This is a genomic window from Mycobacterium sp. IDUB_17, from assembly GCF_055419465.1.
In genome coordinates this window covers 679615-694710 of the sequence record NZ_JBVAXS010000004.1, presented here as the reverse complement: position 1 = coordinate 694710, position 15096 = coordinate 679615, and the positions used below count along the sequence as shown (strand labels likewise).

General features: G+C 67.1%; 14 protein-coding genes. 3 read left to right on the top strand and 11 right to left on the bottom strand.

Translation table 11 applies throughout. The annotated features are described in order from the left end of the window. The first annotated feature begins 142 nt into the window (after positions 1-142). Positions 143-979: a hypothetical protein gene (locus tag ACZYZ7_RS20925; protein WP_463741702.1), complete on the top strand. Its 837-nt coding sequence runs from the start codon at positions 143-145 to the stop codon at positions 977-979. A 58-nt stretch (positions 980-1037) separates the two neighbouring features. On the opposite strand, the gene mmsB is transcribed toward ACZYZ7_RS20925, so the two are convergent. Genes mmsB through ACZYZ7_RS20910 form a run of 3 tightly spaced genes read right to left on the bottom strand, consistent with a single transcriptional unit; the run spans position 1038 to position 4608 of the window. Further along, on the bottom strand, positions 1038-1910 hold the full coding sequence (gene mmsB / locus ACZYZ7_RS20920) for a 3-hydroxyisobutyrate dehydrogenase (RefSeq protein WP_463741701.1): 873 nt from the start codon (positions 1908-1910) through the stop codon (positions 1038-1040). A gap of 9 nt (positions 1911-1919) precedes the next feature. Further along, entirely contained in the window at positions 1920-3080 is a 1161-nt protein-coding gene (locus ACZYZ7_RS20915; protein ID WP_450070495.1) for an acyl-CoA dehydrogenase family protein, read from the bottom strand. A 7-nt stretch (positions 3081-3087) separates the two neighbouring features. After that, positions 3088-4608 (bottom strand): CoA-acylating methylmalonate-semialdehyde dehydrogenase, encoded by a 1521-nt coding sequence (locus ACZYZ7_RS20910; RefSeq protein ID WP_463741700.1) that lies wholly within the window; start codon positions 4606-4608, stop codon positions 3088-3090. A 306-nt stretch (positions 4609-4914) separates the two neighbouring features. Here ACZYZ7_RS20910 and ACZYZ7_RS20905 point away from each other — a divergent pair, with 306 nt between their 5' ends. Continuing rightward, on the top strand, positions 4915-5610 hold the full coding sequence (locus tag ACZYZ7_RS20905; protein WP_463741720.1) for an alpha/beta hydrolase: 696 nt from the start codon (positions 4915-4917) through the stop codon (positions 5608-5610). Here the strand turns inward: ACZYZ7_RS20905 and ACZYZ7_RS20900 are convergent. After that, on the bottom strand, positions 5607-6476 hold the full coding sequence (locus ACZYZ7_RS20900) for an EamA family transporter (protein ID WP_450070493.1): 870 nt from the start codon (positions 6474-6476) through the stop codon (positions 5607-5609). The genes ACZYZ7_RS20905 and ACZYZ7_RS20900 overlap by 4 nt on opposite strands. Positions 6477-6486: 10 nt before the next feature. Further along, positions 6487-7107 carry a TetR/AcrR family transcriptional regulator gene (locus ACZYZ7_RS20895; RefSeq protein WP_463741699.1) on the bottom strand — a complete coding sequence of 207 codons (621 nt, stop codon included), beginning with the start codon at positions 7105-7107 and terminating at the stop codon, positions 6487-6489. 99 nt (positions 7108-7206) lie between these two features. Here ACZYZ7_RS20895 and ACZYZ7_RS20890 point away from each other — a divergent pair, with 99 nt between their 5' ends. Continuing rightward, positions 7207-8328, top strand: a complete 1122-nt coding sequence (locus ACZYZ7_RS20890; protein ID WP_450070491.1) for a DmpA family aminopeptidase — start codon at positions 7207-7209, stop codon at positions 8326-8328. A gap of 82 nt (positions 8329-8410) precedes the next feature. On the opposite strand, the gene ACZYZ7_RS20885 is transcribed toward ACZYZ7_RS20890, so the two are convergent. From ACZYZ7_RS20885 to ACZYZ7_RS20860, 6 genes are all read right to left on the bottom strand, one after another. Continuing rightward, positions 8411-9016, bottom strand: a complete 606-nt coding sequence (locus tag ACZYZ7_RS20885) for a dTDP-4-dehydrorhamnose 3,5-epimerase family protein (protein WP_450070490.1) — start codon at positions 9014-9016, stop codon at positions 8411-8413. Further along, positions 9013-10008: a dTDP-glucose 4,6-dehydratase gene (gene rfbB / locus ACZYZ7_RS20880; RefSeq protein WP_463741698.1), complete on the bottom strand. Its 996-nt coding sequence runs from the start codon at positions 10006-10008 to the stop codon at positions 9013-9015. Before rfbB ends, ACZYZ7_RS20885 begins: the two co-directional genes overlap by 4 nt. 25 nt (positions 10009-10033) lie before the next feature. Next, complete coding sequence (locus tag ACZYZ7_RS20875) at positions 10034-10885, bottom strand: LLM class F420-dependent oxidoreductase (RefSeq protein ID WP_135452933.1); 852 nt, start codon at positions 10883-10885, stop codon at positions 10034-10036. Between the two features lie 26 nt (positions 10886-10911). Beyond that, complete coding sequence (locus ACZYZ7_RS20870) at positions 10912-11775, bottom strand: LLM class F420-dependent oxidoreductase (protein WP_463741697.1); 864 nt, start codon at positions 11773-11775, stop codon at positions 10912-10914. A 75-nt stretch (positions 11776-11850) separates the two neighbouring features. Beyond that, entirely contained in the window at positions 11851-13338 is a 1488-nt protein-coding gene (locus ACZYZ7_RS20865; protein WP_135452935.1) for an ATP-binding protein, read from the bottom strand. Positions 13339-13371: 33 nt separating this feature from the next. Further along, on the bottom strand, positions 13372-15063 hold the full coding sequence (locus ACZYZ7_RS20860; protein WP_135452936.1) for an NAD(P)/FAD-dependent oxidoreductase: 1692 nt from the start codon (positions 15061-15063) through the stop codon (positions 13372-13374). Positions 15064-15096 lie beyond the last annotated feature (33 nt).

The following is a 15096-nucleotide window of genomic DNA, read 5'->3' as shown; positions in this document are numbered from 1 at the left end:
CGCATCACACGTGGATAAGCCGGCGGCACCTGCAACCTCCCTAGTCACGGAAATTGCATTGACCGTATGAATCTGCCCGTTCTTCTTCGCCACCACGTTACGAACGCGAGGCTGTCGGTGGGTGCGGGCACACTTCTCCCGCATGGTGGACCCGTTCATCGGGAGTGAGGCGATTGCGGCCGGAGACCTGACCCGCCACGAACTGCGCGTGCGGTTCACCGCCGTGCACCACGACATCTATGTCCCGCGGGGGACTCGGCCTACCGCGGTGCTGCGCGCCAAAGCGGCCTGGTTGCGATCACGACGGCGGGGCGTGCTGGCCGGGTACTCCGCGTCGGCGCTGCACGGAGCCCGTTGGATCGATGCTGCGCTTCCCGCCAACATTCTCGACACCAATCGGCGGCCGACCCGGGGAGTCGTCGCGTGGGCCGACGTGATCGACGATGACGAAATCTGCCGAATCGGCGATATCAGACTGACCACCCCGGTTCGTACCGCGGTGGATCTCGCCTGTCGGCTGCCTGAAGATGCCGCTGTGGCAGCGATCGATGCGCTGGCTCGCGCCACTCGCCTGAAAGTCGCTGACATCGAACTGGCCGCGCAACGGCACAACGGACGCAAGGGCATCAAACAGGCACGCGCGAGCATTGCCCTGGTCGACCCGGGAGCTGAATCTCCGAAGGAAACGTGGTTGCGGCTGTTGGTTGTTCGCGCGGGATATCCGCCACCGCAGACACAGCATCCGATCTACAACGAGTACGGCGCGTTGATCGGGGAGGTCGACAATGCGTGGCCAGAGTTGAAGATCGCGATGGAGTATGAAGGCCTGCACCACACCGATCCCGATGTCCTCCGCAAGGACATCGCCCGGATCGACGAAATGATCGAGATGGGCTGGATCGTCATTCGCGTCACCTGCCGCGACGGCGAGGCCAACGTTCTCTGCAGGTTGGCCAAGGCCTGGGCTTCACGTTCGTAACGTGGTGGCGGCGAAACGCGAATTCCGGCGCCACCCACGTTACGAACGCGAGGACGAGTCAGCTGCGGAGTGTTTCGATGACCGCGCTGAAATCCTTGCCGGCGTTGTCAACGGCGAACTTCGTGTAGATCTCGGCGGCGTGGGTGCCCAACGGGGCCGACGAACCGGTGGACTCCACGGCCGCCATCGCCAGGCCCAGGTCCTTGTTCATCAGCGCGGTGGCGAACCCCGGCTTGAAATCGTTGTTGGCCGGGGACGTCGGAACCGGTCCGGGCACCGGGCAATTCACCTGGACGGCCCAGCAGTTGCCGGTGGCTCCGGTGATCACGTCGAACAGTGCCTGCTTGTCCAGACCCAGCTTCTCGGCCAGGACGAATGCCTCACCGACGGCGATCTGTTGCACGGCCAGCACCATGTTGTTGCACACCTTGGCGGCCTGACCTGCACCGGTGGCGCCGCAGTGAATGATCTTGCCCGCCATGGGTTCCAGTACGGCGCGGCCACGCTCGACGGCATCGTCCTCACCGCCCACCATGAACGCCAACGTGCCCGCGACCGCGCCCTTGACCCCGCCGGACACTGGGGCGTCGAGTTGGGCGAAGCCGTGCTCGAGCGCAACCTTGTGCACTTCGCGGGCGTCATCGACCGAGATCGTCGAGCTGTCGATGAACAGTGCGCCCTCGGCGGCAGCCGGCAGCACCTCGGCGTAGCAGCTCTTCACCAGTGCCCCGTTGGGCAGCATGGTGATCACCACGTCGGCACCGGCAACGGCCTCCGCGCCGGTGGCGAAGACGTTGACGCCGTTGGCCTTTGCCGCCTCCTGTGCGGCGGGCACCGGATCGAAGCCGCGCACGGTGTGCCCGGCGGTCACCAGGTTGGCGGCCATCGGGCCGCCCATGTTGCCCAGCCCCAAGAACGCGATCGTGCTCACGTACGCCTCCTATGCAGAATTGCGGGCGCGGCTCGCCTCGGAGCGGCCGATCACCACGCGCATGATTTCGTTGGTTCCCTCAAGGATGCGGTGTACCCGCAGATCCCGGACGATTTTCTCCAGACCGTACTCGCGCAGGTAGCCGTAGCCGCCGTGCAACTGAAGCGCCTGATCGGCCACCTCGTAGCACGTGTCGGTGACATACCGCTTGGCCATCGCGCACAACGTCACCTTGTCGGGATGGTTGGCATCCAGCGCGGAGGCCGCCCGCCACAACATGTTTCGTGATGTCTCCAGGCCGGTCGCCATGTCGGCCAGGGTGAATCGGATGGTCGGCTCGTCGAGCAGGGCGCCACCGAACGCCTGGCGGTCGGCCAGGTAGCCCAGTGCCTTGTCGTAGGCGGCCTGTGCTCCGCCGAGCGAGCAGGCGGCGATGTTGATCCGCCCGCCGTTCAGACCGTTCATCGCGATCCCGAAGCCGGTGCCCTCGGTGCTGCCCAGCAGTGCCTCGGCCGGAACCCGCACGCCCTCGAAGATCACCTGCGCAGTGGGCTGGGCATTCCAGCCCATCTTCTGCTCCTGTGCGCCGAAACTCAGCCCCGCCGCGTCCTTTTCGACCACGAAAGCGGAAATGCCCTTCGGGCCGTCGGCACCGGTGCGGGCCATCACCACGTACACATCGGAGCTGCCCGCCCCGGAGATGAACTGCTTGACCCCGTCGAGGACGTAATCGCTGCCGTCGCGGACCGCCCTGGTCCGCAGCGCCGCCGCATCCGAGCCGGCACCCGGTTCGGTGAGGCAGTAGCTGGCGATGGCCTCCATCGACGCCAACCTGGGCACCCAGGTCTTGCGCTGCTCCTCGGTGCCGAAGCTGTCCACCATCCACGCGCACATGTTGTGGATGGACAGGAACGCCGCCAAGGTGGGGTCGGCGGCGGCGAGTGCGGTGAAGATGCGCACCGCATCCAGTCGCCGCAGCCCGCTACCGCCCGCGTCCTCACCGCAGTAGATCGCGCCCATGCCGAGTTCGGCCGCCTCGCGCAACACGTCGGTGGGAAAGTGATGGGTCTCATCCCATTCCAACGCGTATGGCGCGATGCGCTTTTCGGCGAACGCGGCCGCCGTCTCGGCGATCACGCGTTCGTCGTCATCCAGGTCGTCCAGATTCACAGGTGCACTACTTCATGGTCGGGATGACGAACTCAGCGCCATCCTTGATGCCCGACGGCCACCGCTCCGTGACGGTCTTGGTCTTGGTGTAGAACAGGATCGAATGCGGCCCGTGCTGGTTGAGGTCGCCGAATCCGGACCGCTTCCAGCCGCCGAAGGTGTGGTAGGCCACCGGAACCGGGATCGGCACGTTGACGCCGACCATGCCGACCTGCACGCGGGACACGAAGTCGCGCGCGGCATCACCGTCGCGGGTGAAGATCGCCACGCCGTTGCCGTACTCGTGCTCCGACGGCAGCTTGAGGGCTTCCTCGTAGTCGTGGGCACGGACTATGCACAACACCGGACCGAAGATCTCGTCGGTGTAGATCGACATGTCGGTGGTGACGTTGTCGAACAGGGTGGGGCCGATGAAGTAGCCGCTCTCGAGGCTGGCATCGCCGAAGGTCAGCTCATTGCTCGCGCGCTCGCGGCCGTCGACCACGAGTTCGGCGCCGGCTTCGACGCCCTGGCCGATGTAGTCGCGCACCCGCTCGAGTGCCGCGCCGGTGACCAGTGGCCCGTAATCGGCCTTGGGATCGAGGCTGTGTCCGACCCGCAGCTGGTTGATGCGCTCAACGAGCTTGTTGCGAAGCCGTCGCGCTGTTTCCTCACCGACCGGCACCGCGACGCTGATCGCCATGCAGCGCTCACCGGCGCTGCCGTAGCCGGCGCCGATCAACGCGTCGACGGCCTGGTCAAGATCGGCGTCGGGCATCACGATCATGTGGTTCTTGGCGCCGCCGAAGCACTGTGCGCGCTTGCCGTGCGCAGCCGCGCCCGAGTAGATGTACTGCGCGATGTCGGAGCTGCCGACGAAGCCGACGGCCTTGATGTCGGGGTGCTCGAGGATCGCGTCGACGGCTTCCTTGTCGCCCTGCACCACCTGGAACACGCCGGCCGGCAGACCGGCCTCGATGAACAGCTCGGCCAGCCGCAGCGGAACCGAGGGATCACGCTCGGAAGGCTTGAGCACGAACGCATTTCCGCACGCGAGCGCGGGGCCGGCCTTCCACAGCGGGATCATCGCCGGGAAGTTGAACGGGGTGATGCCCGCGACCACTCCCAGGGGCTGGCGGATCGAGTACACGTCGATACCGGTGCCTGCGCCCTCGGTGAACTCGCCCTTGAGCAGGTGGGGGATACCGACCGAGAACTCGATGACCTCGAGGCCACGCTGGATGTCGCCCAGTGAGTCGGCGACGGTCTTACCGTGCTCCAGGGAGAGCAGCTCGGCGAGCTCATCGGAATTCTGGTTCACCAGTTCGATGAACTTCATCAGCACCCGGGCGCGGCGCTGCGGGTTGTAGGCGGCCCATTCCTTTTGGGCCTCGACGGCGCCGGCCACCGCGGCGTCGACGTCGGCGGCCGACGCCAGGACCACCTGCGCCTGCACTTCACCGGTGCTCGGGTTGAGCACATCGGCGGTGCGGGTCGACCCGGCGGAGGTGCGCTGGCCGTTGATGAAGTGGGGGATCTGAGTGGTCATGGCGTTCCGTCCCAAGAGAGATGCGCAGTTAAGTGGCTCGGGGCATACCCGAGATACTTGCATATCCTAGTAATTGGTCGGAGTGTTTGGCAAGGGTCGTGTGTGGACGGCGTTCGTCAGCGGCTCCGGTTGACGCGCCACCGCCAGGGCGGCGCGGCGTACCGGCGCTGGAACGCGCGGCTGAACGCGGCGGATCGGCTAATTTTCCGGCGAATGGGTCATGGCTGTTTGCCCCACCCTCGAAATATGGTGGAACGGTCGCAGGTGGTCAGCGCCTGGGATTCCGAGACCGAGGAGGGTCCGAAGATGGCCGACAAGCCGGCAATCGTTCTGGTGCACGGGTTTTGGGGTGGAGCGGCGCACTGGTCGAAGGTGATCGTGGAACTGCGTAGGCGGGGCTACGACAAGCTATATGCGGTGGAGAACCCGCTCACGTCCCTGCGGGACGACACGCACCGCACGCAGCAAATGGTCAAGCAGGTCGACGGGCCCGTGTTGCTGGTCGGCCATTCGTACGGCGGGGCGGTCATCACCGAAGCGGGGGATCTGCCCAATGTCGTCGGGCTGGTCTATGTCGCGGCCTTCGCACCCGACGCGGGGGAGAGCCCCGGTCAGATCAGTGAGCAACTGCCACCGGCAGCGTTCGACAACATCGCCCCGGACTCGGATGGCTACCTGTGGATCAAGCAGGACGAATTCGCCGAGAGCTTCGCCCAAGATCTGCCCGACGACGAGACCCTGGTGATGGCGGTGACCCAAAAGGCGCCGCTCGGTTCGACTTTCGGTGACGCTGTGTCCGTCCCGGCCTGGAAGCGCAAGCCCACCTGGTACCAGGTTTCGACCGCGGACCGCATGATCCATCCGGACAACGAACGCCGGATGGCGCGACGGATGAACCCGCGCAAGATCATCGAACTCGATGCCAGCCATGCGTCGTTGGCGTCCCAGCCCACCGCTGTTGCGGATCTGATCGACGACGCGGTGGCCGAACTCGGCGGCTAGCCGAGAGGTTCAGCCGGGCCCGAATGCGCGGAACGCACCGCGCCGATGCTCGCGACGGTGACCAGGGCCACGCCCAGATAGCCGAGCAGTCCGATCTGCTGACCGAGCACCACGAGCCCGGCCAGCGCGGCGGTGACCGGTGACAGGCAGGTCAGCACGGCGAAGGTGGCCGGCGTGAGGCGGCGCAGGGATATCAACTCCAACGAGTACGGGATCACCGAGGACAGCACTCCGACCGCCGCGCCCACCCCGAGCACGCGCCAGTCGAGTGCGTCCAGGGGTACCGAGGCGACCGCGAACGGGGCGACGACGAGGGCTCCCATCGCCGTGGCCAATGCCAGGCCGTCGACGCGACGGAACTCGGCGGCGGTGCGCGCAGACGCCAGGATGTAGCCGGCCCACGCCACGCCCGCGGCAGCCGCGAAGGCGAATCCCGTGGCCTCGAAGTGCCCGCCGTCCCCGTGCGGCAGGCCCAGCATCGCGACCCCGGCGAAGGCCAGCGCGGCCCACAGCCACGCGACGCGGCGCGTACCCGTCACCACCGAAAGGATCAGCGGGCCGAGGGCTTCGATGGTCACCGCGATGCCGAGGGGAATCCGCTCGATGGCGAGGTAGAAGCAGAAGTTCATCGTGCCCAGCGTCACGGCCAGTGCGATCGCCGCGCCCCAGGCCTGCCGCGTCAGGCCCCGCACCGATGGGCGTACCGCTGCGCACAGGATGACACCGGCGACCCCGAACCGGGCGAACAAGGCCCCCACCGTGCCGACCGCGGCGAACAGTCCGACCGCGAACGCCGCGCCCACCTCCTGGCTGATCGCGGCGACCACCACCAGCAGCGCAGCCCCGAGTGGGGCGCGCGTGGTCACACCGCCACCGTCACACCGTCACCGGAAGGTGGGCCCCCGTCGCCAGTTCGGCATAGCCCCGCATCAGCCGTAGCGCAGTGGCGCGGTCGAGGTCCGGGTCCCGCGCCACGATTCGGTACCCGAGATAGTCCTCCATGGACATCAATGTCATGGCGATATCGCGCGCGGGTGCGGCGAGTGTGAAAATTCCCGCAGTAGAGCCTGTTTCGAGGATCGAAGCGTAGAGGCCCACCTGCCGGTGATAGATGTGCTGGACATCGGGGCGTTGGTCGAGCACGAATCCGGCGGCCATCACAGCCCGCCAGATCGACCGCCACTCGACGTCCTCCGGCCCGGACGGCAGCCCGGCCGCGATCATGAACGCGATCTGATCCCGCGCGTCCTCGGTGCGCTCGACGACGGCGAGCCGGTCGTCGTAGAACTTGCTGTCCGAGCGCTGCGCGAGCGCCGAGAGCAGCTGGTCCATCTCGCGGAAGTAGTAGCGCACGGCGTTGGGGGTCAGATTGAGCTCAGCGGCGACGTCGGCGATCCGGAACGCGGTCAGATCGTTGCGCTCGATCAACGCGATCGTGGCGTCGAGGATCTCCTCACGTCGTTGCGCCTGTCGGTTCGGCCGTCCCACGGGTCCCATCCTTCACAAATTCGGTCACTTCAGTTGACTCCGGTGGCTACCCACCGCCATTATTTTCCAATCCTGAAAAGAATTTGGCCACAACTTTCCGGAGGACGCATGCTGGACTGCTCCTCGCGGCGTCCGCGCGCCCGCGATATCGGCGTCGTCATCGGCGAGCACCCCACGGGCCTGAACAACGCCATCACCGATGTGGCCGGCGTACGCGTCGGGCACACCACGATTCAGCGGCCCGGACCCAACCCGGTCAACACCGGCGTCACCGTCGTGATCCCACACCCCGAGATCTTCACCGAGCCGGTGTTCGCCGGGGCCCACCGACTCAACGGCAGCGGAGAACTCACCGGACTGGAGTGGATCCGTGAGTCCGGTGAGCTCACCACACCCATCGGCCTGACCAACACCCACAGCGTCGGCGTCGTCCGCGACACACTGGTCCAAGCCCAGGTGCGGGCCCGTGGCGACGGGCTCTACTGGTCCCTGCCGGTCGTGGGGGAGACCTACGACGGGCTGCTCAACGACATCAACGGCCACCACGTCCGCCCCGAACACGTGGGCGCCGCACTCGCCGACGCCACGGGCGGCCCGGTCGCCGAAGGCAATGTCGGCGGCGGGACCGGCATGATCTGCCACGGCTTCAAGGGCGGGATCGGAACCGCATCGCGGGTCACCGACACCGTGGCCGGGCCCTACACCGTCGGCGTGCTCGTGCAGGCGAATCACGGTCGGCGGGAACGCCTTCGGGTCAACGGGGTGCCGGTCGGGGAGATGGTGGGTCCCGAGCTGGTGCCGACCCCTCACCTTCCGATTCCGTATCCGGCGGGATCCGGCTCGATCATCGTCGTGATCGCCACCGACGCGCCGTTGCTGCCACATCAGTGCACCCGGCTTGCGCAACGCTCGGCCCTGGCCGTCGGCCGGGTCGGCGGAACAGGGGAGCAGTACAGCGGCGACCTGATGCTGGCCTTCTCCACCGGCAACCGGGGAATCCCGCCGTACGGGTGGGACGAGAACCCCGATGCCAACCGCCCCGAGATCGCGGTGCGCATGGTGGCGCCACAGTTGATGACCCGACTGTTCGACCTGGCGATCGAGGCCACCGAGGAGGCCATCGTCAATGCTCTGGTGGCCGCTGAGACCATGACCGGCCGCGGCGGGTTGACCGCGCATGCGCTCGATCACAAGCTGCTCCACTCGGCCCTGGTGCTGGAAGGTCACTGAGCTCGACACGGGCGCGTGTCGAGCTGATGCGCTCATCGTCGCCTCGCCGCACGGCCCCGTATGCAGTAGCGGACTACCTCATTCAGCCCTGGACGCGGGCGCGCAACTCGTTGACGAACGCGCGGGTGTCGTCCCACGTCGGCAACAGCCCCGCGGCCCGCACCTGCTCCAGCGTCGGGGCGGCCGCGTCACGGTCGGACAGCACCGGCTCGCCCTCGATCGGCCAGTCGATCCCGAAGTCGGTGGCCAAAATGGTGTGCTCCCGCTCCGGGCTGTACGGCGCCGAACACAGGTACATCACCGTCGAGTCGTCCTGCAGCGACAGGAAGGCGTGACCGAGACCCTCGGACAGATACACCGAACGCCGGTCGAGTTCGTCGAGCAGCACCGAATCCCACTGTCCGAAAGTCGGGGAGCCCACCCGGATGTCGACCACCACGTCGAGCACGGCGCCGCGCACACACGTCACGTACTTGGCCTGGCTCGGCGGCAATTCGGCGAAGTGCACACCGCGAAGCACCCCGGCCGCCGACACCGAGCAGTTGGCCTGCCGCACGTCGAAGCGGTGCCCGGTCATCTCGGTGAATCCGGCCTCGGTGAACCACTCGAAGAACATGCCGCGTGCATCGCCGTGCAGCTTGGGTGTGATCTCCCACGCGCCGGGGATGGTCAGTTCGCGCGCGGTCACTGGCCGCGCACCGAGTAGTTGGTCTCCACGTTGTCTTTCAAAGGGCCCCACCAGGATTCGTTGTTGCGATACCAGTCGATGGTGGCCGCGAGGCCTTCGTCGAAATCGGTGTGTTTGGGCGCCCAGCCCAGTTCGTCGTGCAGCGTCGATGGGTCGATGGCGTAGCGCAGGTCGTGGCCTTCCCGATCGGTGACGTGGTCGAAGTCGTCCGGGTCGCGGTCCATCAACCGCAGCAGGGTGCGCATGACCGTGAGATTGCTGCGCTCGCATTCGGCGCCGATGAGGTACGTCTGCCCGACGCGGCCCCCCATGAGGATCTGCCACACCGCACGGTTGTGGTCGTCGACGTGGATCCAGTCGCGCACGTTGGCGCCGGTGCCGTAGAGCTTGGGGCGCCTGCCGGTGAGGACGTTGGTGATCTGACGCGGGATGAACTTCTCCACATGCTGATAGGGCCCGTAGTTGTTGGAGCAGTTCGAGATCGTCGCGCGCACCCGATAAGACCGCACCCAGGCCCGTACCAGCAGATCGGCGGCGGCCTTGGTCGATGAATACGGGCTCGACGGGTTATACGGCGTGGCTTGCGTGAACCGGGCCGGATCGTCGAGCTCGAGATCGCCGTACACCTCGTCGGTGGAGATGTGGTGCAACCGGGCCCCGTGCGCGCGGACCGCCTCCAGCACCGTGAACGTGCCGATGACGTTGCTGTGCAGGAACGGTTCCGGGTTCGCCAGGGCATTGTCGACGTGGGTTTCCGCCGCGAAGTGCACGACGGCGTCCGCCTCGCCGACCAACTGGTTCACCAGGCCGGCGTCGGCGACATCGCCTTGTACCAGCCGAATCTGGCCGGCCACGGAAGCCAGAGATTCCTGGCTGCCCGCGTACGTCATCGCGTCGAGCACCGTCACCGACGTGGTCGTCGCCTCCCCGACGGCAAGTCGCACGAAGTTTGCGCCGATGAACCCGGCGCCGCCGGTGACCAGTAGCCGCATGCGCCAACCCTAACCGGCCGCAGCGTCAGCCCTTCAGGCCCAGTGGCCCGGCCAATTCGGTCAGCGTCGGGATCAGCTTGTCCGGACCGCCGAGCACCTGGATCGTGACATGGTCGGCGCCGTTGGCGACGTGTTGCTGCAGGCGCGCGGCGATCGCCTCGGCGGTCCCGTGCGCGACGACCGCGTCGATCAACTTGTCGCTGCCCGGCTTGGCGATGTCATCTTCGGTGAAACCGAGCCGGCGCCAGTTGTTGAGGTAGTTGCTCAGGTTCAGGTAGAAGTCGACGGTCTCGCGCCCGATCGCCCGGGCCGCCGCGGCGTCGGTGCTCAGCACCACCTTGTGCTCGGGTGCCAGGAACACCGACTCGCCCAGCACCTCGCGGGCATGGGCGGTGTGCTCGGGCGTCGTGAGGTAGGGGTGCGCGCCGGCGCTGCGCTGTGCGGAGAGCTTGAGCACCTTGTCGCCCAGTGCGGCGATCACCAGCCGGCTGGTCGGCACTTTGGCCGCGTCCAGCACGTCGAGGTATTCGACCAGTGCTTCATACGGCTTGCGGTATTCGCCGGTGTGCTCGGGATGCCCCACCCCGATGCCGAGCAGGAACCGGCCCGGGTAAGCCGCCTCGATGCGGTGGAACGATTCGGCGACCGCGTTGGCGTCGGCCGTCCAGATGTTGACGATGCCGGTGGCCAGCTGAAGTGTCTGGGTGCGCTCCAGGATCGGCTCGGCGAAGGCGAGGTCGGCGGACGGCGAGCCACCCACCCACAGTGCGCCGTAACCCAGCTTCTCGATCTCGACGGCCTGCTCGGGCGGCACCGCCCCGAACGTCCACACTCCGTAGCGACCCAGATCCGGCTTGAGCGAGAGCGATTCGGTCATCTGAGAGTCCTTGTCTGTCGGTCCTCTTAAGCCAGGCCGAGCGGCCCGGCGAGTTCGGCCAGTGCGGGTACCAGTTTGTCCGGTGACGTCAGCACCTGTACAGGCACGTGGTCGGCGCCGGCGTCGCGATGCTGCCGCAACCGGGCGGCCACCTCGTCCACTGTGCCGTACGCGACGACGGCGTCGATGAACCGGTCACTGCCCGGTTTGGCCAGATCCTCGTCGGTGAAGCCGAGCCGCTTGAAGTTGTTGAGGTAGTTGCTCAGACCGAGGTAGATGTCGAGTGCCTTGCGACCCAGGGCGCGCGCCTTCTCGGTGTCGGTGGTGAGCACCGCCTTGTGCTCGGGAGCCAGGAACGCGTCGGGACCGATCAACTCGCGGGCCTGTGCGGTGTGTTCCGGTGTGGTCAGGTACGGGTGCGCACCAGCGGAACGGGCCGCCGACAGTTGCAGCACCTTGGGGCCGAGCGCGGCGACGACCCGGCGGTGTTGGGGCACGCCGTACTCGTCGAGCTTGTCGAGGTAATCGGTGAGCGCGTCGAGCGGTTTGCGGTACTCGCCGATCGCCTCTCGGTGGCCGACGCCGATGCCCAGCAGGAACCGGCCCGGGTAGGCGGCCTCGATGCGGTGGAACGACTCGGCGACCGGGCCGGCGGCCGCACTCCAGATGTTCACGATGCCGGTGGCCAGCTGCAAGGTGTCGGTGGCGGCCAGGATCGGATCGATCCACTCCAGTTCGGCGGGCGGCGACCCGCCGGCCCAGATCGCGCCGTAGCCCAGCCCTTCGATGTCCCGCAGCTGCTGCGGCGAGAGCTGCTGGAACTGCGAATAGTGGCCGAACGCGCCGTATGTGCCGAGATCGGGCTTGCTGCCCGCCGTGGTCTGGGTCATGAACGTGTCAACCGGGGTCCGTGCGGGGGCTATTCCGGGCGAATCACGCTGATTGTGGATCTGGCCGGGCCGGCACTACTCCGACGCTTCAGTCTCGGCGGCCCTGGTCTCGGGTGCGGGAGCCTCCAACGGCAACAAGACGATGAAGCGGGTGTCGCCCGGCTTGGACTGCACCCGCAGATCCCCGTGGTGCTTCTCCACCACGATGCGCCAGGCCAGATCCAGGCCCAGGCCGGTGCCCTCGCCGAACGGCTTGGTGGTGAAGAACGGCGTGAAGATCCGGTTGATGTCCTCGGCGGGGATGCCAGGCCCGTCGTCGCCGATCTCCACCCGGATCATCTCGTCGGTCTCCCGGCAGGTGCGCAGGGTCAGCGTGCCGTGGCCACCCATCGCCTGGACGGCGTTGTCGATGATGTTGGTCCACACCTGATTGAGATCGCCTGGGTAGCAATGCAATTCGGGCAATGACTTGTCCAGGTCCTTGCACAGGCCGACCGGCTTGTCCTTGCCGATCTTGTCGCCGAACATCATCAGCGTGCTGCGCAGCAGTTCGTGGACGTCGGCGCTCTGATAATCGCCGCGGTCCATCTGCGAGTACTGCTTGGCGCCGGCCAACAACGCCGAGATCCGCTTGCTCGCCTCGGCGATCTCGTTCATCCGCAGCTCGGTGTCGATCGTGTACTTCAGCCAACCCAGAGCCGCCTGCAGGGTGGCCGACGCCTCCCCGTCCTTGAGCGCGTCATCGACGGATGCCGAGATACGTTCCAGCCAGTCGATGTCGAGACCGGCCTCGACGAATGTCGGGGCGTAGTCCCAGGCGAACACGATGTCGTGGTCCTCGAGCCAGTCGCCCATCTCGTCTTCGCGGTCGGAGGTCTCCAGTGCGGTGAGCTCCAACCCCTTGTGCTTGGCGACCTGCTCGGCGACCTCGTCCTGGATGGTCACCAGCATCCGCAGCGCCTGCGGGGTGAACTTGCCGTCGGCCAGCATCGCCAGCTTGTGACGCATCTTGCCGACGCCTTCGCGAAGGTCGGCCACGGCGCGGGCGGTGGCCGCCGCCGGGTTGTTGAGCTGATGGGTCAGGCCCGCCGTGATGTTGCCGAGGGCCAGCAGCTTCTCGCGCTGACCGATGATCTGGCTCTGCCGCCGGCCGCCGACCTTGTGGCCCTCCAGCAGGTGTACGGCCATCGGGAACTGGGACTGCATGAACCCCGCGAACGCATTGGCATCCAGGACGAACACCCGCGACGGCTTCGTCAGGCGTACGGACGCCTCGTAGACGTGTTCCTCACCGGGGATATAGGCCGACCAGGCGCCGAAGTACACGCCGCGCATCGAGGTGCGGTTGGTCTGGATGTCGACGCCGCCGGAGCGCTTCGACATCACCAGCTCGCCATCGAGCATCACGTAGAAGCACGTGGCCGGATCACCTTCGGTGACGATCGGGCCGGCCGGGAACGTCTCGATGCTGCCGGCCTGGCACAACGTGTCGAGTTGCGCGTCGGACAGGTGCTCGAACAGAAACAGTGTCCGTAGTTCGTCCCGCACGCAGGTCTCGCCCATATCCGTCCTCAACTCCTCAGGCCTCGCCGGCCATCACGCTTCTGCCAGGTAACGGTGCACGAGCATCACAGCCATCGACCCTTCGCCGACGGCGGCAGCCACCCGCTTGGCGGACTCGGCACGCACATCTCCTGCAACAAACACACCGGGCACACTTGTTTCCAGATGGTGCGGCGGACGTTCCAGGGTCCAGCCGCACACGTCGCGCAGGTCGGGGCCGGCCAGGATGAACCCGTGGTCGTCGCGGGCGACCACGCCGTCGAGCCACTCGGTGCGCGGGGTCGCGCCGATGAAGCAGCACAGGCGCGTCGCACGCACCTCCTCGTGCTGGCCGGACTGCCTGTTCACCAACTCCAGTCCGACCAGGTGGTCGTCCTCGCCGGTGGCACCGACCACCTCGGTGCAGGTGCGCACGAAGATGTTGGGCGTCTGTTCGATCTGCTGGATCAGGTAGTACGACATCGACGCTTCCAGCGACGGTCCGCGCACCAACAGCGTCACCGACTTGGCCTCGCGCGACATGAACATCGCGGCCTGCCCGGCCGAGTTGGCGCCGCCGACGATGTACACGTCCTCGCCCTTGCATTCGGAGGCGTCCGACACCGATGCGCCGTAGTACACGCCGCGGCCGACGTAGTTGTTCGGATTGTCGGGATCCGCGAAGCATCCCGGCACCGGGAGCTGCCGGTACTCGACACCGGTGGCCAGGATCACCGCGCGGGCGCCGATGGTCTCGCCGTCGGCGAACGTGATGGTGCGGGCCGCGCCCGCGATGTCGAGCGCGACGGCTTCGCGGGTGGTGATCACCTCGGCGCCGAACCGCTCGGCCTGTCTGCGGGCCGAGGTGGCCAGTTCGGCCCCCGACACCCCGGTCGGGAAGCCCAGGTAGTTCTCGATCCGGGAACTGCGACCGGCCTGTCCGCCGGTCGTGGTGCCCTCGATCAGCACGGTCTTGAGACCCTCGGAAGCTCCGTACACCGCGGCGGCCAGACCCGCCGGGCCGCCGCCGATCACCGCGAGGTCGTACATGGTCAGCGACGGGGTGGTCGAGAGCCCCAGCATGTCGGCGAGCTCGCCGTCACTGGGTTCGACCAGCGTCTCGCCACCCTCGGTGATCACCACCGGGAGCTGCAGACCGTCCAGTCCCGCGGCATCGAGGAGTTGACGGCCGACGGGCTCGTCGGTGGTGAACGCCCGGAATGTGTGCTGGTTGCGGGCCAGGAACTGGCGCACCTCCCAGGACCGCGAACTCCACTGGTGTCCGATCACCTTGGTGTGCGGGATGGCCCGGTCACCGACGGCGTGCCAGGCCTCCAGCAGGCCGTCGACCACCGGGTAGAGCTTCTCCTCGGGCGGATCCCACGGCTTGAGCAGGTAGTGGTCGAGGTCGACGACGTTGATGGCATCGATCGCCGCGGTGGTGTCGGCGTACGCCGTCAACAGCACGCGCCTGGCCATCGGGTAGAGGTCCATCGCCGACTCGAGGAACTCGATGCCGCTCATCTGCGGCATCCGGTAGTCGGCGACGAACACCGCGACGGTGTCGCCGCGCAGCTTCAGCTCGTTGAGGGTCTCCAGGGCGTCCGGGCCGGATTCGGCACGCACGATCCGGTAGCGCTCGCCGTAGTGGCGGCGCAGATCGCGGGCGACGGCACGCGAGACCGCGGGATCGTCGTCGACGGTCAGGATTACAGGTTTACGGGGCTGGGAGGCGGGGCCAGTCATCGTCACCAATTATGCGCCCCGCCGCCAGCAGTT

What these genes read in the sequence shown, in the direction of transcription:
- ACZYZ7_RS20925 (WP_463741702.1), top strand. Translation starts at nt 143, where the DNA reads ATGGTGGACCCGTTCATCGGGAGTGAGGCGATTGCGGCCGGAGACCTG.
- ACZYZ7_RS20890 (WP_450070491.1), top strand. Translation starts at nt 7,207, where the DNA reads ATGCTGGACTGCTCCTCGCGGCGTCCGCGCGCCCGCGATATCGGCGTC.
- ACZYZ7_RS20865 (WP_135452935.1), bottom strand. Translation starts at nt 13,338, where the DNA reads ATGGGCGAGACCTGCGTGCGGGACGAACTACGGACACTGTTTCTGTTC.
- ACZYZ7_RS20870 (WP_463741697.1), bottom strand. Translation starts at nt 11,775, where the DNA reads ATGACCCAGACCACGGCGGGCAGCAAGCCCGATCTCGGCACATACGGC.
- rfbB (WP_463741698.1), bottom strand. Translation starts at nt 10,008, where the DNA reads ATGCGGCTACTGGTCACCGGCGGCGCCGGGTTCATCGGCGCAAACTTC.
- ACZYZ7_RS20910 (WP_463741700.1), bottom strand. Translation starts at nt 4,608, where the DNA reads ATGACCACTCAGATCCCCCACTTCATCAACGGCCAGCGCACCTCCGCC.
- ACZYZ7_RS20875 (WP_135452933.1), bottom strand. Translation starts at nt 10,885, where the DNA reads ATGACCGAATCGCTCTCGCTCAAGCCGGATCTGGGTCGCTACGGAGTG.
- ACZYZ7_RS20895 (WP_463741699.1), bottom strand. Translation starts at nt 7,107, where the DNA reads ATGGGACCCGTGGGACGGCCGAACCGACAGGCGCAACGACGTGAGGAG.
- ACZYZ7_RS20905 (WP_463741720.1), top strand. Translation starts at nt 4,915, where the DNA reads ATGGCCGACAAGCCGGCAATCGTTCTGGTGCACGGGTTTTGGGGTGGA.
- ACZYZ7_RS20860 (WP_135452936.1), bottom strand. Translation starts at nt 15,063, where the DNA reads ATGACTGGCCCCGCCTCCCAGCCCCGTAAACCTGTAATCCTGACCGTC.